A 21,342-nucleotide genomic window follows, 5' to 3' on the forward strand; every position below is an offset into this window, starting at 1 on the left:
TTCTTGTCGTTTTGCTTCTCTTGGCCGCAGCCCTCGTCAAATATCTCCTGCGTCATTGAGAAGGCCGCGTCGAATTCTAGGTTTGGTATCGACGCCAAGTGCTTCACGATGCCATGCCAACAAGTGGGCGCTGGATGGTCCGTGCGGCAAATTATATCAACTTCCGGTGAGTGCCTGTTCAAATCCGAGTGCCTGTGTCACATAGAAATCAATGACGAGACGTTCCGCCATCCGTACCCTTATGTTCGCGTTTGCTTTGCTCGGGCTTCTGCTCGGGCCGATGGCGGTTTTCGTGAGCGGTGTGGCTATGGCTGACCAGAACATGTCCGACACGATGGGCATGGGCGACAAGGTCGAAACGGCAGGTATGCCAGTCGACATGTCGTGCTGTCCGGAAAAGCAGGTAAAGGTTCCCGACTGTTCCAAGGACTGCCCGCTGAATGTTCTGTGTATAACCGGCTTCTCCAGCCTGTCGACCGTCGATGTCGACACCTTTTCGATCTTCGGGCAAAAGAACCTCTTTCATCTCGCTGTCTTTGAAGCATTGGCGTCACGCATAGGCGATCCGCCACACCGACCTCCAAGCCTCTGATTGTCATCGACGCGTGAGCGTCGTTCCGCCGAGTGGTAACACCGCTCGTCACATCGCGTTGCATTTGCTGCGCTGACCGCCGTGCACACCACGGTTCATGACAATCGGAAATTCGAATTATGAAAATCAACCGTTCTGCTTTTGCGGGCCTCGCGCTCGCCTCTCTCTTCGCGGCCGTAACTATGGCCCATGCCGCCCCGTCCGACTACGAGTTCAAGCTGGTCACCAGCGAAATCCAGAAGAACGACGCGGCCACTATTGCCGTCAAGCTGATCGACAAACGCTCGGGAAAACCTGTCGAAAATGCCGTCATTTCGGCAACCCGCATCGACATGCAGCCCGATGGCATGGAAATGATGACCACGCCGGCCAAGGCCATGCCAACGACGGAAGCGGGCGTCTATTCCTTCAAGACAAACCTGTCGATGGAAGGAAACTGGCGCTTCTCGGTCGCTGCCAAGGTGCAGGGTGAAGAGGGCACTGTCGAAAACAAGCTTGTTTTCAAAGTCGTGCAGTGAAACGCACAACGTCCGCACTCGTTCTGGTCGCCGTCATCACGGCGGCCGGAATGGGCGGCTATTGGGTAGGCCAACATGGCCTGCCCACGGCCGTTGTTGCACTCCTGCCGAAAACCGTCATGCCGGAAACCGCTCTGGCCGAAACTGCCGGGCCAATTCCGGCGTCCGGTCCGGTCATCTATTACCGTCATCCCGATGGATTGCCGGAATATTCCGGCACTCCGGCCAAAACACCGGATGGGCGGGCATTCCGCCCGGTCCTTGCCAGCGAAGATGTAAGTTTCGACGATGCTAAACCGGCCGCTGGGAAAATGCCGGATAAGCCCGGTGAACGCAAAGTTCTCTATTACCGCAATCCGATGGGCCTGCCTGATACATCGCCGCTGCCGAAAAAGGACTCCATGGGAATGGACTACATTGCCGTTTTCGACGGCGAAGACACCAATGATGGTTCGGTAACGATATCGCCGGGTAAACTGCAACGATCGGGCGTGAGAACGGCGGTTGCCGAGATGGGCACGATCATCCGGCCCGTGCGGGTTCCCGGAACCGTCCAGTTGGACGAGCGCCGCGTCAGCGTGGTTTCCACCCGCACGGAGGCCTTCGTTGAAAAGGTCGCCAATGTTACGACCGGGGATGTCATCGCCGAAGGAGCGCCGCTCGTCAGCTTTTATGCCCGTGAGATCGCAACGGCAGGTGCGCAGTACATCACCGATCTTAGAGCCGATAATTCTGGTTCGAATGGCGGCAGCAGGTTGCGCCTCGAAAACCTCGGTGTTCCCGTCCAGGTGATTGCCGATATCAGGGACAACCGGAAAGTGCCGTCGTCGATCACGTTGACTGCGCCTCGTCGTGGCGTCGTTCTCGAACGCTCGGCCGTTGAAGGCATGATGGCTGCACCCGGGGCAGTGCTGTTCAGGATCGCCGACATTTCACATGTCTGGGTCATGGCTGATGTGCCCGAATATGAACTTGGGTCTGTGCGGGTTGGTGCTGACGTGACGGTCAGGGTCCGCAGCCTTCCCGGCAGTGAGTTCAAGGGAAAGGTCGATCTGATCTATCCGGATATTCAGGCGCAGACGCGTACCGCCCGCGTCCGGATCGAGTTATCCAACCCGGACGGAATATTGCGGACAAATATGTATGCGGACGTTGAAATCGCTTCCGGCAACGGCGATCCGGTTGTCACCGTTCCCGATAGTGCCGTTATCGACAGCGGTGATCGTCAGGTGGTGATCCTCGACCGGGGAGACGGCAAGTTCGAACCGCGCAAGGTCAAGGTCGGCAAGCGCGGCGATGGTATGGCCGAAATCAGTAGTGGAATCAGCGCCGGAGACAAAGTCGTCGCGTCGGCAAACTTCCTGATCGATGCCGAAAGCAACCTGAAGTCAGCGCTCAATACCCTCGCGCCTGCGGAGGCAAAACCATGATCGCGCGTATCATTGACTGGTCAGCCCGCAATCTCATCATTATCTTCTTCGCTTCCATCATGGCGGTCGGTGCCGGCATTTACGCCATCCGCACTCTGCCGCTGGACGCGATTCCGGACCTTTCCGACGTTCAGGTCATCGTCTTTACCGATTATCCCGGCAAGGCACCGCAGGTTGTCGAGGATCAGGTGACCTATCCGCTGACGACATCGATGCTGACGGTGCCGAAGTCCAAAGTCGTCCGCGGCTTCTCCTTCTTCGGTGTGTCGTTCGTCTATGTGATCTTTGAAGACGGAACGGACATGTATTGGGCACGCAGCAGGGTGCTCGAATATCTGAATGCCGCCGCAAGCCGTCTGCCGGCAGGCGTTACGCCGACACTCGGGCCCGACGCGACAGGTGTCGGCTGGGTCTATCAATATGCGCTTGTTGCCAAGGAACAGTCGCTTGCCGAGCTGCGCTCGATGCAGGACTGGATCGTCCGTTTCGGCGCATCGAAGGCCGAAGGCGTCTCGGAAATTGCCGGGCTCGGCGGCTTCGTCAAGCAATACTCCATCGTCGTCGATCCCGCACGACTGAAGTCGCAGGGCGTCACTCTGGACGAGGTTGGCGCAGCAGTCCGTGCCAGCAACATGGATACAGGTGGCCGGACGGTAGAACTGTCTGAATTCGAGTTCATGGTGCGCGGGCGCGGTTATCTCAAGAACGTCTCAGACATCGAGAATATCGTTTTGAGAACGGAGAATGGTGTTCCGCTCAGGCTTTCGGATGTTGCTGCCGTGGAAATCGTCCCCGACGAGCGGCGCGGCATTGCCGAAATGGACGGGACTGGCGAGGTCGCCAGCGGCATCGTGCTTCAGCGCGTCGGCTCCAATGCGCTGACGGTCATCGACAACGCCAAGACAAGTCTGGCGGAAATCAAGAAGAGCCTGCCGGCAGGCACCGATATCGTTCCGGTCTACGATCGTTCGACGTTGATCAATTCTGCGATTGAAACGTTGAAGAGAACATTGGTGGAGGAAAGCATTGTCGTCGCATTGGTAACGATCATTTTTCTGCTTCATGTCAGAAGTGCGCTCGTAGCCATCATCATGCTGCCGGTTGGTATTCTGATGGCCTTCATTGCCATGAAATGGCTGGGGCTGGGGGCCAACATCATGAGTCTTGGCGGTATTGCCATTGCCATCGGGGCAATGATCGATGCGGCTATCGTCATGATTGAAAACGCCCATAAACATCTGGAGCGTGCGCCGCCCGGCAAACCCCGGGTCGAAATACTGATCGAGGCGGCGGCGGAGGTCGGACCAGCTTTGTTCTTCAGCCTGCTGATCATCACAGTGTCGTTCATCCCGATCTTCACACTCGAAGGTCAGGAAGGCAAACTGTTCGGGCCGCTGGCATTCACCAAGACGTTCTCGATGGCTGCCGCAGCGCTTCTGTCGGTCACTCTGGTGCCTGCACTGATGGTCCTGTTCGTGCGCGGCCGTATTATTCCAGAGCACAAGAACCCGGTGAACCGCTTTCTGATCGCCATCTACCGACCACTGATCACAATGGTTCTGAAGGCAAAGTATCTCACCATCCTGATCGCACTTGCCGCTCTTGTCGTGACGATTTGGCCTGCGCGCCAGCTTGGCAGCGAGTTCATGCCCAACCTCGACGAAGGCACGCTGATGTATATGCCCACGACGTTGCCGGGAATATCCGTCACCAAGGCTGCCGAGTTGCTGCAGACACAGGACAGGATCATCAAGTCGTTTCCGGAAGTCGAATCCGTCTTTGGCAAATCAGGAAGGGCGGACACGGCGACCGATCCAGCACCGACTGAAATGTTCGAAACCATCATCAACCTGAAACCGAAGTCGCAATGGCGGCCGGGCGTTACCGCCGACAGTCTGAAGAACGAAATGGATGCTGCCTTGCAGTTTCCAGGTGTTTCGAATGCCTGGACCATGCCGATCAGGGCGCGCACCGACATGCTGTCGACGGGTATCCGCACACCTGTTGGCGTCAAAGTGTACGGTACGGACCTTGCTCAAATGGAAGGGATGGCAAGACAGATCGAGCGGGTGCTGAAATCCGTACCGGGGACGTCGAGCGCCTATGCCGAGCGGGTCATCGGTGGATATTTCCTCGATATTGTTCCGGACAGGGTGGCGCTCGGACGTTACGGCCTGTCGATCCAGAATGTTCAGGATGTCATCTCCATGGCCCTGGGCGCGCAGCAAATCACCCAGACTGTGGAGGGACGGGAACGTTACGGCGTCACCATCCGTTATCCCCGGTCGCAGCGCAGTGATCCGCAAGCCATCGCCCGCGATGTGCAGATTGCTTTGCCGGGCGGTGGAACGGTTCCGCTCGGTGAAGTCGCCAAGGTCGAATTGACCCGCGGCGTAACCTCCATCCGCACGGAAAACGGCCAACTGGTGGTCTATATCTTTGTCGATATCACGGGCCGGGATCTCGGCGGCTATGTTCATGAGGCCAAGCTGGCTGTGGCCGATCAAGTCAAATTGCCGGCGGGCTACTCCGTCGCCTGGAGCGGTCAGTTTGAATACCTCGAACGGGCCGAAGCCAAGCTGAAGATCGTGGTGCCGCTGACGCTGGCGATCATCTTCCTGCTGCTCTACCTCAACTTCAAGGCGCTCACGGAAACCCTGATCGTCATGCTGTCGCTGCCGTTCGCCCTGGTGGGCGGCATTTGGCTGATGTGGTGGCTCGGCTTCAACACGTCGGTCGCCGTCGCGGTCGGCTTCATCGCGCTGGCAGGGGTGGCGGCCGAGACGGGCGTGATCATGCTGATCTACCTTGATCAGGCGTGGAGGGAAGTCCGGGCAAGACGGGCGGCAAGCGGCGGCGTGTTCACACGAGCCGATCTCAATGAAGCCATCATGATGGGAGCGGTCGAACGTGTCCGGCCGAAGATGATGACCGTCGTTGCCATCATGGCAGGGCTTCTGCCTATCCTGTGGAGTACGGGAACGGGATCGGAAGTCATGCAGCGCATTGCCGTGCCGATGATCGGCGGCATGATCTCATCGACACTGCTGACGCTTATTGTCATTCCTGCCGTCTATGGCATCGTCAAAGGATGGAATCTGCGGGTGGCGGGTGTGGTGGAATCGCATGACACAGGCAGCCTGCCGATACCGGCGGCAATGAATCCGCAAGCTGGAGGTACACACTGATGAAGAGACGCGTATTCTTATGTACAGGCATCGGGGCAGCTTTTGTTGCCCTGACCGTTAGCAAGGCCAAAGCTGCAACGCCATCGGCGATGACAATCTACAAGGACCCGAACTGCGGATGCTGCAATCTCTGGGCGAAGTCGATGGAGGCCGAAGGCTTCAAGGTCGAACGCGTCGACACGGACGATCTGCCGGGCATCAAGAAGCGCTTCGGCGTTCCGGCAGGGGTTGAAGGGTGCCACACGGCAACCGTCGAGGGCTATTTCCTCGACGGGCATGTGCCGTTGGAGGCGGTCAGAAAACTTCTTGCGGAAAAACCTGTCGTCGCCGGGCTGGCGGTGCCAGGCATGCCCGCCGGGTCTCTTGGCATGGGCAATGACCCCAGTGCCAGTTATGATGTCCTTGCTGTTGCCAAAGGACCGGATCGGAAGGTCTCGGTTTATTACGAGGTCAGGCCCGCGGGCTAAGACAAGACCTTTTCGAGCGGTCAGACCAACCGCTCGAAAACCGCCCCATAGTGATATGGCGGGAGTTCCACGATTTTGACGAGACGAAACCCGCCAGGTTCGACAATGGTTTTGACCTGTTCGGCAGACATGCGCATTTCCGTTTTCGGGCCTCGCGGCCTTTCAAGCACAATGGTCTGCTCCCTGGGAACAGGATGCCAATTGATGATCCCGAACAAACCACGTGGTTTGAGCATTGTTCTAACTGCTTCCACCAGTCCAGATTGGTCCGGAACACCATGAAATGTGTTTGCCATCAGAACATAGTCCAAAGGTTCAGCGATAAGCCGTGCAGCGTTTCGCGCATCGGCACAAATCCAGTTCAGAATGCTCGTCCCTTGCTGCCCCACTTCAATCTTGGCCTGCTCGATCATGAGGGGATCGAGATCAAGGGCATAGGCTTTACCGGAGACGATTTTGGCAAGGGGAGCGGTGAAATAACCATCTCCGCAACAAAGATCGAGCACAGTCATCCCGGAAGTGACGCCCAGGCCCTGTACCGTGACCTTGGGTGCAGGCCATAGCACTTCCCACCAATCGCGATCAGGCATAGAGGTCGCTGGAAATATCTCTGTCATTGGATCACGGACCTAATGGTGATGGCCTTCTGGTTCCACCATACGGAAAGGCAATTCCTCAGTCATTGAATTTGAACTGAGCCGAAGTTCTGCGTCAAACTCATGTGGCTCAGTCGGCGCGACGGTGCTTTGCAGAATATGGTGATCATCGTTGAGCGGGATAAGCGGAATGGTCTCGACGATACCGTGTCCGCGCAGAATACGTACGGTGGCTTTCATACCCTCGACGTGCCGTGACACCCGCAAACGCATGCGTTCACCCGCGTCGGTGTCCACGATCTCCAAGAGGCCGTTGGCCAGTTTTCCTTTGACCTGGAATGGCTCCGGGGCGTGGTGATGACTTTCCGGTTCTGGAGTGACAAAGCGGACCGTCGCGACCGACAGAGCAGGAATATGCGCAAACAATTCCCGCTCAAGATTTCCGGATATCGCATTGGCTTCGGCAAGCAGCAGGCTATCGCTCACGACAACCGCGACATCGACGTGCAGCTTATGCCCGAGCCAGCGCGCCTTTGCTTCGGCAACCTTGTCGATACCGGGAACGTGGGCAGCCGCATGTTCGATCTCTTCGACAATGCCCGGTTCAACGCCATCGAGCATACGGGTGAGCACGGAGCGGGCGGACTGCCAGACAATGCCAAAGATCGCGATGGTGATCAAAAGCCCGACAATGGGGTCGGCGAGCGGAAACCCGAACCAGACGCCGATAGCGCCAGCCACCACGGCAAGGCTGGTTAACCCGTCCGTTCGCGCGTGAAAGCCGTCGGCAATCAGTGCGGCACTGTTGATTTCACGGCCGATACGAATGCGGAACACGGCCACAACCTCATTGCCGATGAAACCGACAATGCCTGCGGCGGTCAGCCAGCCAAGATTGGTAACGGGTTGAGGATTGATCAGGCGGTGAATTGCCTCGTATCCGGCGAACAGAGCGCTGAACAGGATGATGGCCACGATGACGATGCCGGCAAGGTCTTCAACGCGGCCAAGGCCATAGGTGAATGTCTTGCTGGGCTTGCGCCGAGCCAGCACGAAGGCGATCCACAGCGGAATAGCGGTGGTGGCATCGGCAACATTGTGAATCGTGTCGGCAAGCAACGCCACGCTGCCCGATATGGCCACGACGCCAATCTGTATGACTGCCGTGACGGCAAGAATGATGAACGACCATTTGATCGCCCATATTCCTCGATCAGTCGTTGCAATGGTCGCGTCGATCACACCATGGGTGTGCCCATGGGGCCCGTGATGATCATGACCATGTTCGCCGTGGCTATGATCTTGATTGCCGAATCCGAACCAGTCGAGGACTTTGTTCCACATGGACGTTCTCACAGGTACTTGGTGATAAGTTTCAATTCTTTGATCGCATCATGCTCGCCGCGGCCGTCGCCGCTGTCCTCCAGGCAATGTTCAATGTGGTCGTGGATCAATTCACGCTTGGCATTGGCAATGGCGCTTTCCACCGCGTGGAGCTGCTGCGCGAGATCGACACAGGGGCGGCCATCGTCAAACATCGACAGAACTTTGGCGAGGTGGCCTTGGGCGCGCTTGAGGCGAATGACGATATCGGGATGGGACGCGTGTTTCATAGGTCAATCATATCCCCCCAGGGGGGATAATGCAATCGTTACAAACACGACCTGCTAAGCCAAACGATTCATGTTGGACCCTGGCTCTCCCGGCCTAGCCTGATGGTTCAGGGGACATTCGGACTGCGCAGGCCAGACTTCGAACATTCATGCAGAGGAGATGCAAATAACGGCATAGAGGATGACAAATGCAAGAGCGGCACAGCTTGCCCGCCAGTCGGCGTTGTCGCACGTCGCCACCCGATAAGGTCTTGTTCTAGATGTCACGTGATATGCTTGGTTCTCGAACCAAAACCCGCTGGCTCGTACGTCCGATGACGGCGAACGAGGCGGCTGCGACCAAGCCCAATAGAGCGAAGGTGATCAGGCTTGTCTGTACGCCAAGGTGCTGCATGACGAACGCAAAAACAAAAGGTGCGCCGGAGGTTGCGATCAGCCGGATGGCCGTGGCCTTGCCAACACGTTGACCGTATCCATGACTACCGAACAATGCGAGCGGGAGCGTGCCCTGTATGATGCTTGCAAGACCTGCGCCCAATCCAAAGACCACGGCAAAAAGCAAAGCACCTGCTATCCAGTTGCCACTCAAGAGCAGTACGCAAATCGATACTGGAACCAGAAGGGCGGAAATCAGAGCCAGTCCGAGTGGTTGTATCCTGTCGCCCGAGAGCATGCTGAACAGGCGGCTGGCAACCTGCGCCGGGCCGAACAATGTGCCGATCAGGACGCTCGCACTTCCAAGCCCCAATGCCGTCAGCATGGGGAGCATGTGGATGAGGATGGCGGCATCGATAAAGCTGATCAAGGCGATGCCTGATACCATCAGCACGAACGCCGATTGTCTGCGGTTAACGGGAATACTGCCCTCGACGGTGTGTTTGATCGTTGCGGCGTCAGTTCGTACATTCACTGAGGTTTTCGACAATGAAGCCAACCAGAGGTGAAGCGGGAAACAAAGCCCCACGTGAATGGCAGCAAAGACAAAATAGACCTGCTGCCATGAGAGGCTGGCATGAAGTGCCGACGTCAGCGGCCAGAAGATTGTCGATGCGAACCCGGCGATCAGTGTGAGGTAGGTAATGCTGCGCTGCGCGGTCCGAGGATCGATCTGAACAAGGAGGGCGAAGGCGGCATTGTAGAGGACGAAGGTCGATGCCAATTCAATCGCCATCAGTCCAATTGCGAATAGGATCGGATTGGGCGCGAGTGCGCAGGCAATCAGAGCAATGGCAGCTCCGATAGAGCCGAGCGCCATGACTTTTCCGGCACCATGACGATCAATCCAGGTTCCGGCTAGTGGAGCTGCCAATCCTCCCGCCAAGAGCGATATCGAAAACGCTGCAAAAACCCATTCCGGTGACCAGCCGAAATCTTTGGCCATCGAAGCTGCAAGGGCCGTAAAACTATAGTAGAGCGTGCCGTATCCGATGATCTGGGTCACGCCAAGCGCAGCGACTACCAGGCGGCTTTGAGTGGACGATGCGGACATATGAGAGCTTTCTCTATTGGAAGCATGCCAAGATGTTTGATTGTCCACGTAGGGAGCGGGATTAGACCGAGCAGGTTTCCGGTGCGCATTTGGTATCGGCCGGATCGCATCGACCCTGACAGCAATCGCGCATGAGGAATTCAATGAGGCCCGAAAGAGCAGGATAGACAGCGCTGTAGATGATGGAACGGGCTTCGCGCCGCGACTGAATGAGCCCGGCGCGTTCCAAGTGACTCAAGTGAAACGAGATTCTCGACGAAGAGGCTCCCATGGCGTCCCCGACCGCGCCAGCGGGCATGCCATCAGGTCCAGCGATGACCAGAAGTCTCACGATCCGCAGGCGTGTTTCCTGTGACAGTGACGCAAAAGCGTCGAGAGCTTGCATTTCGTTCATTTTTATCTCAATCTCTCAAGAGATGTTGAAATAAGGATAATTCAAAATGAACATCGTTACCAGCCCCTCTCGCATAGATTTTCATGCCGACGCGTCACTTAGCGATCTGCTCTACGCTTTGGTCAATCATCCTGATAAACCACTCGTCATCAAATATGGCGGGCGTACCATTCAGGAGGGCTACCACATTACCGAGGTGAAAGCCGGATCGTTCGTCACCCTCGATTGCGGCGGCAATCCGGATCAATGGCATGAGACAATTCTTCAGGTGGAAGATCGGCCATCTGAAGAGGGCCGCACGTACATGTCCGTAGCCAAGTTCAGTGGCATCCTTGCGCAAGTCGCAAACCGGATCGAACTCGACGCCGCCGCGAGGCTGACATTTGAAGTTGGCACCCCGACTGTTCCGATGCGGATATTTGACGTCAACAACCTGCAGATTGAGGACGAATGCGTGGTCATGAATCTCGCTTCGAGAACTGCCATCTGCAAACCAAGACATCGTGCAGCCCAAGAGGCGGCAAAATCATCGTGCTGCGATCCGTCGATCAAACAGGCAAGTTGCTGTTCTTGACATTTACCCAATATATCGATAAATCTCGATATATGGAAAAAGAAAACGCCATTGAAACCTTTTCGGCTCTCGCTCAACCATCACGCATGGATGCTTTCAAGCTGATCGTGATGCACGAGCCGGAGGGGATCGCTGCCGGAGAAATAGCCCACATACTGGATGTTCCTCAGAACACCATGTCTACCCATCTCGCGATCCTGTCCCGTGCGGGGCTGATCACCTCCGAGCGCCAGAGCCGCTCCATCATCTACAAAGCCAAATTCGAGAACCTTCGCGCGGCGATCAACTACCTGTTGAACGATTGCTGTGCGGGTCATCCGGATATCTGCGCCCCGCTCATCGCCGACATTGTTCCCTGTTGCCCGCCCAAGGAGAAATTCAATGCCTGATCGCGTCTATAATGTCCTCTTCCTGTGCACTGGAAATTCGGCACGCTCCATCCTCGCGGAATCGATCCTCAACGTTGAGGGTAAAGGGCGCTTTCAGGCATTCTCTGCAGGAAGTCAGCCCAAGGGGACCGTCAATCCATTGGCGCTGAAAGTCCTTGGTGCGCTTGGTTATCCCTCGGACGGTTTCCGGTCGAAAAGTTGGGATGAGTTCGCTTTACCCGGTGCGCCGGAAATGGATTTTATTTTTACCGTCTGCGATGACGCTGCAGGAGAAGTCTGCCCGATCTGGCCTGGACATCCGATGACCGCCCATTGGGGTATCGAAGACCCTGCGGCAGTCGAAGGGACGGAGATCGAGAAGGAAAGAGCCTTTTCGCTTGCGGCCCGTTACATGAAGAACCGCATCATGGCATTCCTCAATCTGAGGCACGACTCAGTGGATCGCCTTTGGCTGACAACGAAACTTCAGGCCATTGGTCGTCGCGAGGGCCTTGAAGCCGAAGAGATAAGCCCGGCAGACGCTGATCTTGAAGCCGCGCTTCTGGCTGCGGCACTCCCAATAGACGATCTTACGCAATCAACGGGCAAGTTCTTTCGCTTTTCGGATCGGCAGGGTCACCCGGTTGGGTATGGCGGCATCGAACTCTATGGCAAGGACGCACTTTTGCGCTCGATTGCCGTATTGCCTCCGGCGCAAAAGCACGGACATGGGGCAGCGATTACCAGACTTCTGCTCCGGTATGCTGATATTCGAGGTGCTGAAGCAGGTTATCTCCTTACCACCGACGCCGTGCCGTTCTTTAACAAACTGGGTTTTAAACCCGTAGACAGAGCCGCCGTTCCCGCTGACATTCTTGGAACCCCGCAGGCCTCCGGTTTGTGCCCGGCTTCAGCATCCATTCTGACGCGATCTGTTTCGCTCTAAGGAAACCCAATGTCTGCCTTTGAACGTTATCTCACGCTGTGGGTTGCCTTGTGTATTGTCGTTGGCATTGCTCTCGGCCACTTCATTCCCGGCGTGTTCCAAACCATCGGCTCTGCCGAATATGCCAATGTCAACATTCCGATGGCCGTTCTCATCTGGCTGATGATCATACCGATGCTCTTGCGCATCGACTTTGCCTCGTTGCGTGAGGTCGGGGCATACTGGCGCGGCATCGGTGTGACCCTGTTCATCAACTGGGCGGTCAAGCCATTTTCCATGGCACTGCTTGGCTGGCTGTTTATCGGTTGGCTGTTCCGGCCATATCTGCCCGCAGTTCAGATTGACTCCTACATCGCCGGACTGATCATTCTTGCCGCTGCACCCTGCACAGCCATGGTGTTTGTCTGGTCGAACCTCACCAGGGGCGAGCCGCATTTCACGCTGTCGCAGGTGGCGCTCAATGATGCCATCATGGTTGTGGCCTTCGCGCCCATCGTCGGACTGTTGCTTGGTCTCTCGGCAATTACCGTGCCGTGGAACACGCTGATGCTTTCGGTGGTGCTCTACATCATTGTTCCGGTGATTATCGCCCAGCTCGTGCGCAGGCAGTTGTTGGCAAGTAGTGGCAAGGCAGGGCTTGAACGGTTGCTCGGATTTCTACAGCCCTTGTCACTGGTGGCACTCCTTGCAACGCTCGTGATGTTATTTGGCTTTCAGGGCGAACAAATCATCGCGCAACCACTTGTGATCGCACTTCTGGCCGTGCCGATCCTCATCCAGGTCTATTTCAACTCCGGGCTGGCCTACATTCTCAACCGGATCAGTGGCGAACAGCATTGCGTTGCCGGACCGTCGGCATTGATCGGTGCCAGCAATTTCTTCGAGTTGGCGGTTGCCGCAGCGATCAGCCTGTTCGGGTTCAATTCCGGTGCAGCACTTGCCACCGTGGTTGGTGTGTTGATTGAGGTGCCAGTCATGTTGTCGGTCGTTTGGATCGTCAACCGCAGCAAGAATTGGTACGAGCGTGGCGCAGCCGTCCAGAACCTCCAAAAAGCAGAAAGGACCGTCTGATGACCGTCAGCATTTATCACAATCCATCCTGCGGCACGTCCCGCAACGTTCTTGCTCTCATCCGCAATGCGGGCATTGAACCGACCGTCATCGAGTATCTCAAGACGCCGCTCGCCCGACAGGAATTGAAAGATTTGATCCGCAGGGCAGGGCTGACCGTGCGCGAGGCCATCCGCGAAAAGGGAACGCCGTATACGGAACTGGGGCTGGACGACCTGTCATTGAATGACGAGCAGTTATTGGACGCCATGGAGGCCCATCCGATCCTGATCAATCGCCCCTTTGTCATTACGGAAAAGGGTGTGCGTCTTGCCCGGCCATCCGAAGCGGTTCTCGATATTCTGCCGAGCCCGCAAAAAGGTGCGTTCGCCAAAGAAGACGGCGAAGCCGTCATCGACAGCGAGGGAAAGCGCATTGTCTGATTTACCTAATACGGTACTTGGCCGCTGGATGCGTATGATCACGATCCCGAACCAGTCGTCGGTCGCCAAAGCCTATCAGGAGTTTGACGAAAGCGGCCGGATGAAGCCGTCCGCCTATTATGACCGCGTTGTCGATGTGATGGAGGAATTGGTCAAATTCACGCTGCTGACGCGTGATATCTCCGGCTATCTCACGGATCGCTACAGTGAGCGAAAGGAAGATGCAGCGGCCTTGGAAAAGCGGGTAAATCTAAAAACGGCAATCCAATTGGGAAATGCAAATGGGATTTCTCCCAACTCCATGAAATCCGCCATCTGATTTTCCAGCGCTTTTGAGTTTGCGGAATCTCGTTGCTAGACCACAAACGGAATTCATAGTTTAACTGCAGCGATTGCAACGACGCCAAGAAAAGACCCCGTGGTTTTGATTTAGCGGGTGGCGTCACGATGTCAGTTCTTAAGGCGGTTAAAGGGCCGCGCGATCTGATTGTGCCAGTTGTAAACGGGCCGTTACTCACGGGTTCTTCTTCGAGGGGATGACGGCATGAACCTTTACCCTGGTCAACTCTGCACGAACTCCGTCTGACCAGCACGATGCTGCGTCGTTGTGATACGACGATAGCTGTAGCAGCCATATTGGTGGACATCCTGTCTGGATAAAGCACGACAATAGGTTCCGACCATTTTCCTGAGTTATCTTAAAACAGCGACGGGACTATCTCATTTTCTTACAGCGCGATTTTTAATTGCTCTGACCTGCTCCACAGCAAGGTCGAGATCATGCTCCGATAGTTCTCGGGCGATGGTCTGTAGTTCTTCCAGAAGTTGGGTTTTTCTCAGCGAAAGCTTGACGTCGTCGAAATCAAATAGAGTCTTGAGCGGAACGTTGAGAGCTCGGCAAAGCAGTTCCACTGTCTCAAAGTTTGGAAGGCTCTTGCCGCGCTCAAGGTTGGACACAGCGTCTACCGATCGTTCCATCCGGTCCGCTAGTTCCTGCTGGGTCAGTTTCTTTGACTTTCGAATGGCCTTCAAGCGCATTCCGAATCTGACTTTTGTGTCCATGTATCCGTAGTGAGGTACGAGTAGATGATACAAAACCGTTCATATTGCGGAAATATTCAGAAAATCGTAGTATACTACGGATAATTGCGAATATTCAGATTACTATTCGACTATGAGGGAGTTTCAGGATGGCGAAGACCAATCCCGCGTTGATGTTGAGGGTTAAGCGTCTTACCGGGCAGATATCTGAGGAAGATTATCGGGTCGCGAAGACCAAGGCGGCACTGGAACTGGAACGAAAGCTAGAACGATCTGCTGGGTTTACTCCTGCTCCTCCTGACCAGCGTGTAGTGAAGCAGGAGCGCGAAGCTTGGGCTGATATCCGACGTGAGATCGGGATTGTAAAGATCCTGGCGGTAATGAGTCTCCTGCTTACAATAATCTATTCCCTACGGGTGTTTGGAGTTTTTTCCTGATTTCTGCATACACAAAATCCGACGCGGATTCTATATAACTATTTGATAAAAATAGATTATTTGCCACGATAGGTTGAGTGGAAACCTAACATGAGCAGGGAAATGACAAAGCAGAAGATATCGATTGCAGAGAAAACGGAACTCTTTGCGAACCTCGTCGGCGACAATTTTTTGAAGTTGGCAAGAACGTTGCGGGATTTGAAGGAGGAGGAGCCGGAACTGTTTTTGCAAGTGGCTGAGCTTGCAGGTATTAGCGGCCGGAAAGCATACGCGCTTGCCCGCATTAGCAGACAATTCGATGAGCTAGGGGTATCGGAAGAAAAACTCTGTTTTATCGGCTGGACAAAGCTTCAGGTCATTGGTCGTTATCTGACCATGGAAAACGGTGAATATCTTCTGCAGTTGGCGGAGCAGAACACCGTGCACGATCTGGAAGCATTGTTGCGGGGTGAAACACCTGTGAAAGATGCACGAGTTGTTCAATTCTACCTGGCGCCAGACGATTATCAGCGCTTACGCCATACTCTCATGGCCCATGGTGCGGTCTACAACGGTCATGGGCTTATCAAGAAAGAGGCGGCCTTGATGTCGCTCATCAATCAAAGCAATCTTTGATCGCTGCAATCAAATCCAATTGCTCGGCACTAGATCCAGCACTTTTGATCGCTAAGCTGTTTGGTGCTTTGGACTGACCCGGAGCACCAAACGAGCCATTTAAAATGAGCCTCCTTGCCCTCCAAGGCACTTCCAGACATGTCTTGTCTCGTCAAAGCAATTACCAACACTTCAACGCAAGACGCCGCAAAACGGGGTTTATTCGAACGGGTGAGCTTTGCTTGATGTTTGTTAGAAGAGACAACAAGGAGGCCATATGGCAATCAGGATCCCTCAAAAGCAGCGCAGTCGCAATTGCGATCCCCGCAACAGTGATTTCAATGAAAAGAAACCTCGGCGCGAAGGCCAGGAAGTATTTTTCACAGTTCAAGAGCTTGCCCTTCGTTGGCAATTGACCCCTAGGCACATACGCCGCCTGATTGCGGGCAAGTCATTGGCTGTCCTGCATATCGGCCGAGCCGTCCGTATTCGCGAAAGCGCGGTTGTGGACTTCGAAAACAAGTGCCCATCCTAGCACCCCATTAGTTTGGGACTTGGGGAGGCACTGTTGGTGAAATCCCCAATATAAATATTCAACAAAAATACACCTTGGGGGTTTCACCAGACAGCCCCCCTGTCATCTCACATCCTCTCCAGTCCGTTCAAATCATCAAAGGAGGCATCACCATGCCGGGACCTAACGCTATCGCTATGACTCTAGAAGACCTGCGCGGACATATCGCCGTGAGCACAACGCTGCCTGAAACTCTGCGAACGGACCTGCGATCCAAGCTCAAGCGTTTTGCAGATGTACTCGGAAAACACTGTAGTGAAATCATTGCAGATCCGGTGACCGTCCGTGTTTGGGCAGCGAAGGCCAACTGGGTGTTGGCCGGTCTTTCCAAAAACACTTGGGCAAACATCCTTTCGGCAGTTACGCGCGCTATGAAGATCGCGGGTATTGCCGTTCATCGTCGCCGTCGCAACTTCAAACTTTCATTGAAATGGGAAGAATTGCTTTCGACGATGAACCGTCGCGACAAGGATGAGTTACATCGTTTTGCCGGCTGGTGTTCGCCTCTCCAGATTGCTCCTGAAGCAGTCGATCCTGATACCTTTCACCGGTATCTCGATTATCTGTTGGCTGAGACCATACAGACTAATCCCAAGGAACGCTGGCATGTCGCACGCCGCGCATGGAACCGCGCAGCAGCGGCACGCGAAGATGCTTCGTTCCCATTCATCACCGACGTTGTGCCGACCGGCTGGCGTGGTTTGAAATGGTCTGACTTTCCCCAAACTCTGCAAAGGGAACTTGAAGAGTATCGCAAGAAGGTGCTGGCCGGCGATATTTTCTCCGACGATGGCGGCCGTTCGATTAAGCCTATCACTGTAGATGGTTATCTCGACAAGCTGCGCTGGTATCTGTCCCGTCTTTTGGAAACAGGTGTTGCACTGGAAATACTTTCTTCCATTTCCAATTGTGTCCGCATTGATCTTGTCAAAGCGGGTTTGACCGCTCACCTGAACGGGCGTGTCCTTGATGACCGGACGCGCCCAGGCCTGCACGGGATGATGACTGCGGTGCTCAGCGTCGCACGATATGCAAATGTGCCTGATGACCAAATTGATGTCCTAAAGCAACTAGCGCGCCGAGTCCGTCATCGTCCCAACGGGATGACAGTCAAGAACCGGGAGCGTATCGCGCAGTTCACGGACGTGAGAGCGAAACGGAGTTTTATTACACTGCCCTTTAAGGTTGCCGATGAACTGATGCATGTGACGCAGCCGACAATTCGTGAAGCCCAAAGGATGCAATTTGCTGCGCTCCATGCTCTGCTGTTGCACCTGCCGATCCGCATTAAGAATGCTGCAACGCTTGATCTGGACAAACATATTCAGCGTCCGGTCGGCAAAAATGGCGGTCGCTGGCGCATTCACTTTGAAGCGGCGGAAGTTAAAAATGCAAAACCCATTGATGCAGAACTGAATGAAGAGACGAGTGCTCTACTTGAGCGCTATGTGGCTGTGTTCCGACCACGGCTTTTCAAGTTTCCAACAAGTCGCTTTTTTATTGGGCAGGCTGGCATTCCGAAAGATCCTGGCGTCTTGTCCAAGCAGTTTGCGAGTTTCGTAAAGCGCGAGTCCGGTTTTGCAGTAAATGCGCACCTCATGCGCCACTTTGCTGCTTTCACCTTCCTCGGCGCCAATCCCGGCCAATATGAGACGGTGCGTCAGCTTCTTGGTCACAAAAACATAATGACGACCGTAAGCTTTTATGCCGGAACGGAAACCAAAACAGCATTTGAACGCTACGACCAAGTTCTGAGCAAGTTGGTGCACGGTAATGCCGGTTTCGTATTCGAGGATAAGCAGTGATGGATAAGCTGAGTATTTCCACGATGAAACTCGAGAACTGGCCGATTGCTGATCGTTCTCTTTGGCTTGCAGCACTAACTCCGGCGGGCCCATTCGATAGTGGAGGCCTTGCTGCCGCTTGGCGCCCGGCCACTATCCGGGGCACAGAGAAAAGCTATGGCGTCTACCTTAGTTGGCTGCAGACGCACAGCCTGCTCGAGGAGATGGCGATGCCGGCGGATCGCGTCGACCGTGACAATGTTCAATCCTTTCTGGATAGCTACGGCCCAGGTCGGTCTGACCATACTGTCGCAACGGTCATTCGGGGTATTGCTTATATGCTGCGGGCAACCGTTCCACCTGACGGACTGCCATGGCTCACAAAGCTCGCTCACAGGCTTGCCAACAATGCCGTGCCGTCCCGCCCGAAGCTGCCACGCATGGCGCTGCCGCAGGAACTTCTGGCTCTGGCAGAGCGCTTGATGGTTGCGGGAGTCGAACTTGTACAGAAGGGGCGCCGTTCTGGTGCCCCGCTGTATCGTGATGGTTTGATGATAGCGATGCTCGTGGCCCGGCCATTGCGGCTACGCAATCTCTCAGCACTTTGCATTGGCGGTTCTCTTGTTCAAAATCAGGGTGGTTACAGAATTCAGTTTCCGAAGGAACAGACCAAGAAGGAGGTCGCAATCGATTTCCTTTGTCCTGAATGGCTGAACGCACCGATTGATCTCTATCTCCGGGATGTACGGCCAGTTTTGATCGGAAGTGATAGAGTTGAAAGTGATGGAGCATTCTGGATCGGGCGGCGAGGCCGACCTCTAACTGAAAGCATGATTACTATCCGTATCGGTAGTTTGACGAAGCGGCATCTCGGTCGTCGCGTCAGTCCGCACCTTTTTCGCGACATCAGTGCAACAATGGTGGCCGTCCATGACGCGGCGCATGTTGGAATCACCAAGTCGGTGCTTGGTCATGCCACTCTGAAAAGCAGCCAAGCATATTACAATCAGGCGGGGACGTTTGCAGCAGCAAAAACTTACGGCGATCTGCTGGATCAGTTGCGGAATGGGTCAAAAGGCTGATGCAATTAATTGCAAATATTAGCGTGCCTTCACGGCAATTGGGCCCCTCTGGGACTTTCATCGAGAGCCAAGCCAATGATCGCACAGTGTCGCCAGTACATGATGGGGCAACCCGTTTGTCTATACAACGGGACCAGAACAACAACACTAACCATGCCAGTCAGTATCCACGTGCCGGTGGGGGCGGACTCGTAACTGCACCAGTGGCAATGGAGTGGGCTGGTTGTGATCCGTTTCTGCTCATACAAGATCGGAAATGGAACATCCGAGCCAAGATTTTGATGCAGAGAAAGAACCGCTCGACAGCGCAACTGTCGAGTCTGCGTCCGATGCTGAATGCAAGAAAGGTTCAGCTTCTGCTCTGGACGCTGCGCTCATCAGCGATTTTCCATTATTCCTTCCGATTACTGCCGAAGAGATTGGCCTGCTACGCGCATTTCTCTCTGAAGAGATTAACACCCTACTCCGCGACGAAGTTTGAGCGGAGTTATGCCCGATGACAGGCAAAGCGGTAATTTACGTTCGGGTCAGCACTACACGTCAGGCTGAAAGCGATCTCTCCATTCCTGATCAGGTCAACCGATGCCGCGCCTATTGTGACCGGCAGGGATGGCAGGTCATCGAAGTCTTTTCTGAGCCAGGCGCATCGGCGCTCGACGAGGATCGGCCAGCGTTTCAGGAGATGATTTTCAAGGCAACGCGATCCGACCATCCGATTGACTATGTGGTCGTTCATTCGCTGAGTCGGTTCTCACGTGATGCCATGCATTCGGAACTTTACGTTCGTCAGTTGCGCAAAGCCGGGGTCGAGCTAATTTCCATTACCCAGGATATTGGTCAGGACGGCAGCGGGGAGTTCATTCGCAAGGTCCTGAATATCTTCGACGAACACCAATCGCGGGAGAACGCCAAACACGTCCATCGCGCCATGCTCGAAAATGCCCGTCAAGGTTTCTGGAACGGCGCTCGCCCTCCGTTTGGTTATAATGTCGAAGTCAAAGAGCTTCGCGGGGCCAAGGAAAAGAAGGTTCTTGTGATCAATGAAGCAGAAGCGCGTATTATCCGCCAGATATTTGCCCTAGCCTCCGGCGAGCGTGGACGGCCACTAGGCGTGAAGGCTATTGCGACCTATCTCAACGAACGCAGTATTGCCCGGCGTGGATTGAGGTTTTCCACAGGAGGCATTCACGACCTGCTGACCTCCACCTCCTACATTGGCAAGCATCATTTCAATCGCAGCGATAGTCGTAACAGGCGCGTACGTCCTCCATCACAATGGGTAGAACTCGAGGTGCCAGCCATCATCGATGAAAAGACCTTCAACGGCGTTCAGGGATTGCTTCACAGTCGCAACCCCAAGCGTATGGCTCCTCGCGTTGTGAATGGTCCCACATTGCTTGCTGGCATCGCTCGTTGCGGCTACTGCGATGCCGCGCTGATACAGAACACAGGGAAGGGTGGCGCCTATCGCTATTATTGCTGTTCGCGCAAATTGAAAGAAGGTGCCTTCGCTTGTGATGGGATCCGGATGCGGATGGACCGGCTTGATGAGATCGTCATCGGCGAAATCATGCAGCACGTTCTTGATCCTGTGCGCCTTCAGCTTCTGCTCAAGAGCTATCTTCAATCTGCAACCGAGCGTGCCGACCGCAATAAGCATCAGATCGAAAAGCTACGCCAGTCGCACCGCGATGTCCAAGCGGCCTTAACGCGACTACTGGCATTGGTGGAAAATGGGCTGATGGAGGCCGAGGACCCGAATCTCAAAGTTCGTTTGCTCGGCCTGAAACTTCAGCGCGACGACCTGTCTATCGAAATCAAAGAACTTCAAGAGCGGCTTTCATCGAACCAAGCTGAAATCACACCGGAGCGAATCGAACAGTTTGCCAAATTACTGCGAGCTCAATTGGAGAACGGCTCTGCGGAATTCCGCCAAGCTTATGTTCGAATACTCATGCAGGAGGTAAGGGTTACGAAGAAGGAGATCAGGATCAGCGGATCGAAATCGATCCTTGCAAAAGCTGCTTCCCATGACATCGGGGCAGCACCACCGGCAGTTCTCTCTTTTGTTCGAGAATGGCGCACCCGACAGGATTCGAACCTGTGACCTCTGCCTTCGGAGGGCAGCGCTCTATCCAGCTGAGCTACGGGTGCATGAGGCT

22 protein-coding genes, 1 tRNA gene and 3 pseudogenes are annotated in these 21,342 nt (G+C 54.9%); 19 read left to right on the forward strand and 7 right to left on the reverse strand.

Features of this window, described 5'->3' with window-relative positions; genetic code table 11:
• Nucleotides 1-211: 211 nt before the first annotated feature.
• From ACIQWS_RS01145 to ACIQWS_RS01165, 5 genes are all read left to right on the forward strand, one after another.
• The gene (locus ACIQWS_RS01145; RefSeq protein WP_403169435.1) at nucleotides 212-592 is read left to right on the forward strand and encodes a hypothetical protein; all 381 of its coding nucleotides are present in this window, start codon (nucleotides 212-214) and stop codon (nucleotides 590-592) included.
• Nucleotides 593-711: 119 nt separating this feature from the next.
• On the forward strand, nucleotides 712-1,110 hold the full coding sequence (locus ACIQWS_RS01150) for a FixH family protein (protein WP_403169438.1): 399 nt from the start codon (nucleotides 712-714) through the stop codon (nucleotides 1,108-1,110).
• Nucleotides 1,107-2,540 (forward strand): efflux RND transporter periplasmic adaptor subunit, encoded by a 1,434-nt coding sequence (locus ACIQWS_RS01155; RefSeq protein WP_403169441.1) that lies wholly within the window; start codon nucleotides 1,107-1,109, stop codon nucleotides 2,538-2,540. The genes ACIQWS_RS01150 and ACIQWS_RS01155 overlap by 4 nt, the downstream gene beginning before the upstream one ends.
• Complete coding sequence (locus ACIQWS_RS01160; RefSeq protein WP_403169444.1) at nucleotides 2,537-5,728, forward strand: efflux RND transporter permease subunit; 3,192 nt, start codon at nucleotides 2,537-2,539, stop codon at nucleotides 5,726-5,728. The genes ACIQWS_RS01155 and ACIQWS_RS01160 overlap by 4 nt, the downstream gene beginning before the upstream one ends.
• Entirely contained in the window at nucleotides 5,728-6,195 is a 468-nt protein-coding gene (locus tag ACIQWS_RS01165) for a DUF411 domain-containing protein (RefSeq protein ID WP_403169447.1), read from the forward strand. Before ACIQWS_RS01160 ends, ACIQWS_RS01165 begins: the two co-directional genes overlap by 1 nt.
• Nucleotides 6,196-6,215: 20 nt before the next feature.
• On the opposite strand, the gene ACIQWS_RS01170 is transcribed toward ACIQWS_RS01165, so the two are convergent.
• The 5 genes from ACIQWS_RS01170 to ACIQWS_RS01190 form a co-directional block, all read right to left on the reverse strand.
• The gene (locus tag ACIQWS_RS01170) at nucleotides 6,216-6,785 is read right to left on the reverse strand and encodes a class I SAM-dependent methyltransferase (RefSeq protein ID WP_403169450.1); all 570 of its coding nucleotides are present in this window, start codon (nucleotides 6,783-6,785) and stop codon (nucleotides 6,216-6,218) included.
• Between the two features lie 39 nt (nucleotides 6,786-6,824).
• Nucleotides 6,825-8,135 carry a cation diffusion facilitator family transporter gene (locus ACIQWS_RS01175; RefSeq protein ID WP_403169453.1) on the reverse strand — a complete coding sequence of 437 codons (1,311 nt, stop codon included), beginning with the start codon at nucleotides 8,133-8,135 and terminating at the stop codon, nucleotides 6,825-6,827.
• An 8-nt stretch (nucleotides 8,136-8,143) separates the two neighbouring features.
• Nucleotides 8,144-8,404, reverse strand: coding sequence for a metal-sensing transcriptional repressor (locus tag ACIQWS_RS01180; RefSeq protein ID WP_403169456.1), 261 nt, complete (start codon nucleotides 8,402-8,404; stop codon nucleotides 8,144-8,146).
• Between the two features lie 256 nt (nucleotides 8,405-8,660).
• Entirely contained in the window at nucleotides 8,661-9,893 is a 1,233-nt protein-coding gene (gene arsK, locus ACIQWS_RS01185; RefSeq protein ID WP_403177327.1) for an arsenite efflux MFS transporter ArsK, read from the reverse strand.
• A 61-nt stretch (nucleotides 9,894-9,954) separates the two neighbouring features.
• On the reverse strand, nucleotides 9,955-10,287 hold the full coding sequence (locus tag ACIQWS_RS01190; protein ID WP_403169458.1) for an ArsR/SmtB family transcription factor: 333 nt from the start codon (nucleotides 10,285-10,287) through the stop codon (nucleotides 9,955-9,957).
• A gap of 46 nt (nucleotides 10,288-10,333) precedes the next feature.
• Here ACIQWS_RS01190 and ACIQWS_RS01195 point away from each other — a divergent pair, with 46 nt between their 5' ends.
• From ACIQWS_RS01195 to ACIQWS_RS01225, 7 genes and pseudogenes are all read left to right on the forward strand, one after another.
• Entirely contained in the window at nucleotides 10,334-10,861 is a 528-nt protein-coding gene (locus tag ACIQWS_RS01195) for a DUF6428 family protein (protein WP_403169461.1), read from the forward strand.
• Between the two features lie 32 nt (nucleotides 10,862-10,893).
• Complete coding sequence (locus ACIQWS_RS01200) at nucleotides 10,894-11,250, forward strand: ArsR/SmtB family transcription factor (protein WP_403177331.1); 357 nt, start codon at nucleotides 10,894-10,896, stop codon at nucleotides 11,248-11,250.
• Nucleotides 11,243-11,755: pseudogene (locus ACIQWS_RS01205) on the forward strand (arsenate reductase ArsC); the annotation flags it as partial. The gene ACIQWS_RS01200 and the pseudogene ACIQWS_RS01205, both read left to right, overlap by 8 nt.
• 27 nt (nucleotides 11,756-11,782) lie before the next feature.
• Nucleotides 11,783-12,175: pseudogene (gene arsN2 / locus ACIQWS_RS01210) on the forward strand (arsenic resistance N-acetyltransferase ArsN2); the annotation flags it as partial.
• 9 nt (nucleotides 12,176-12,184) lie between these two features.
• On the forward strand, nucleotides 12,185-13,246 hold the full coding sequence (gene arsB / locus ACIQWS_RS01215; RefSeq protein WP_403169462.1) for an ACR3 family arsenite efflux transporter: 1,062 nt from the start codon (nucleotides 12,185-12,187) through the stop codon (nucleotides 13,244-13,246).
• The gene (gene arsC / locus ACIQWS_RS01220; RefSeq protein ID WP_403169465.1) at nucleotides 13,246-13,668 is read left to right on the forward strand and encodes an arsenate reductase (glutaredoxin); all 423 of its coding nucleotides are present in this window, start codon (nucleotides 13,246-13,248) and stop codon (nucleotides 13,666-13,668) included. The genes arsB and arsC overlap by 1 nt, the downstream gene beginning before the upstream one ends.
• A 13-nt stretch (nucleotides 13,669-13,681) precedes the next feature.
• Nucleotides 13,682-13,987: pseudogene (locus ACIQWS_RS01225) on the forward strand (hypothetical protein); the annotation flags it as partial.
• Between the two features lie 401 nt (nucleotides 13,988-14,388).
• On the opposite strand, the gene ACIQWS_RS01230 reads toward ACIQWS_RS01225, so the two are convergent.
• Entirely contained in the window at nucleotides 14,389-14,730 is a 342-nt protein-coding gene (locus ACIQWS_RS01230) for a helix-turn-helix domain-containing protein (protein ID WP_403169468.1), read from the reverse strand.
• Nucleotides 14,731-14,858: 128 nt separating this feature from the next.
• Between ACIQWS_RS01230 and ACIQWS_RS01235 the strand changes: the two genes are divergently transcribed.
• The 7 genes from ACIQWS_RS01235 (at nucleotide 14,859) to ACIQWS_RS01265 (ending at nucleotide 21,287) form a co-directional block, all read left to right on the forward strand.
• Nucleotides 14,859-15,146: a hypothetical protein gene (locus ACIQWS_RS01235; RefSeq protein ID WP_403169471.1), complete on the forward strand. Its 288-nt coding sequence runs from the start codon at nucleotides 14,859-14,861 to the stop codon at nucleotides 15,144-15,146.
• A 90-nt stretch (nucleotides 15,147-15,236) separates the two neighbouring features.
• Nucleotides 15,237-15,761, forward strand: coding sequence for a hypothetical protein (locus ACIQWS_RS01240; protein WP_403169474.1), 525 nt, complete (start codon nucleotides 15,237-15,239; stop codon nucleotides 15,759-15,761).
• 256 nt (nucleotides 15,762-16,017) lie between these two features.
• Nucleotides 16,018-16,275 carry a helix-turn-helix domain-containing protein gene (locus ACIQWS_RS01245; RefSeq protein ID WP_403169477.1) on the forward strand — a complete coding sequence of 86 codons (258 nt, stop codon included), beginning with the start codon at nucleotides 16,018-16,020 and terminating at the stop codon, nucleotides 16,273-16,275.
• Nucleotides 16,276-16,427: 152 nt separating this feature from the next.
• A complete protein-coding gene (locus tag ACIQWS_RS01250) occupies nucleotides 16,428-18,119 on the forward strand; it encodes a site-specific integrase (RefSeq protein ID WP_403169480.1) in 1,692 nt (563 codons plus the stop codon).
• Nucleotides 18,119-19,180, forward strand: coding sequence for a hypothetical protein (locus ACIQWS_RS01255; protein ID WP_403169482.1), 1,062 nt, complete (start codon nucleotides 18,119-18,121; stop codon nucleotides 19,178-19,180). Before ACIQWS_RS01250 ends, ACIQWS_RS01255 begins: the two co-directional genes overlap by 1 nt.
• 256 nt (nucleotides 19,181-19,436) lie before the next feature.
• The gene (locus ACIQWS_RS01260) at nucleotides 19,437-19,661 is read left to right on the forward strand and encodes a hypothetical protein (protein ID WP_403169485.1); all 225 of its coding nucleotides are present in this window, start codon (nucleotides 19,437-19,439) and stop codon (nucleotides 19,659-19,661) included.
• Nucleotides 19,662-19,676: 15 nt separating this feature from the next.
• Nucleotides 19,677-21,287, forward strand: a complete 1,611-nt coding sequence (locus ACIQWS_RS01265) for a recombinase family protein (RefSeq protein WP_403169487.1) — start codon at nucleotides 19,677-19,679, stop codon at nucleotides 21,285-21,287.
• Here the strand turns inward: ACIQWS_RS01265 and ACIQWS_RS01270 are convergent.
• Nucleotides 21,258-21,334, reverse strand: a tRNA-Arg gene (locus ACIQWS_RS01270). The genes ACIQWS_RS01265 and ACIQWS_RS01270 overlap by 30 nt on opposite strands.
• Nucleotides 21,335-21,342: the final 8 nt, after the last annotated feature.

The organism is Phyllobacterium sp. NPDC097923, assembly GCF_044760925.1.
In the GTDB taxonomy this organism is placed as follows: Bacteria; Pseudomonadota; Alphaproteobacteria; order Rhizobiales; family Rhizobiaceae; genus Phyllobacterium; species Phyllobacterium calauticae.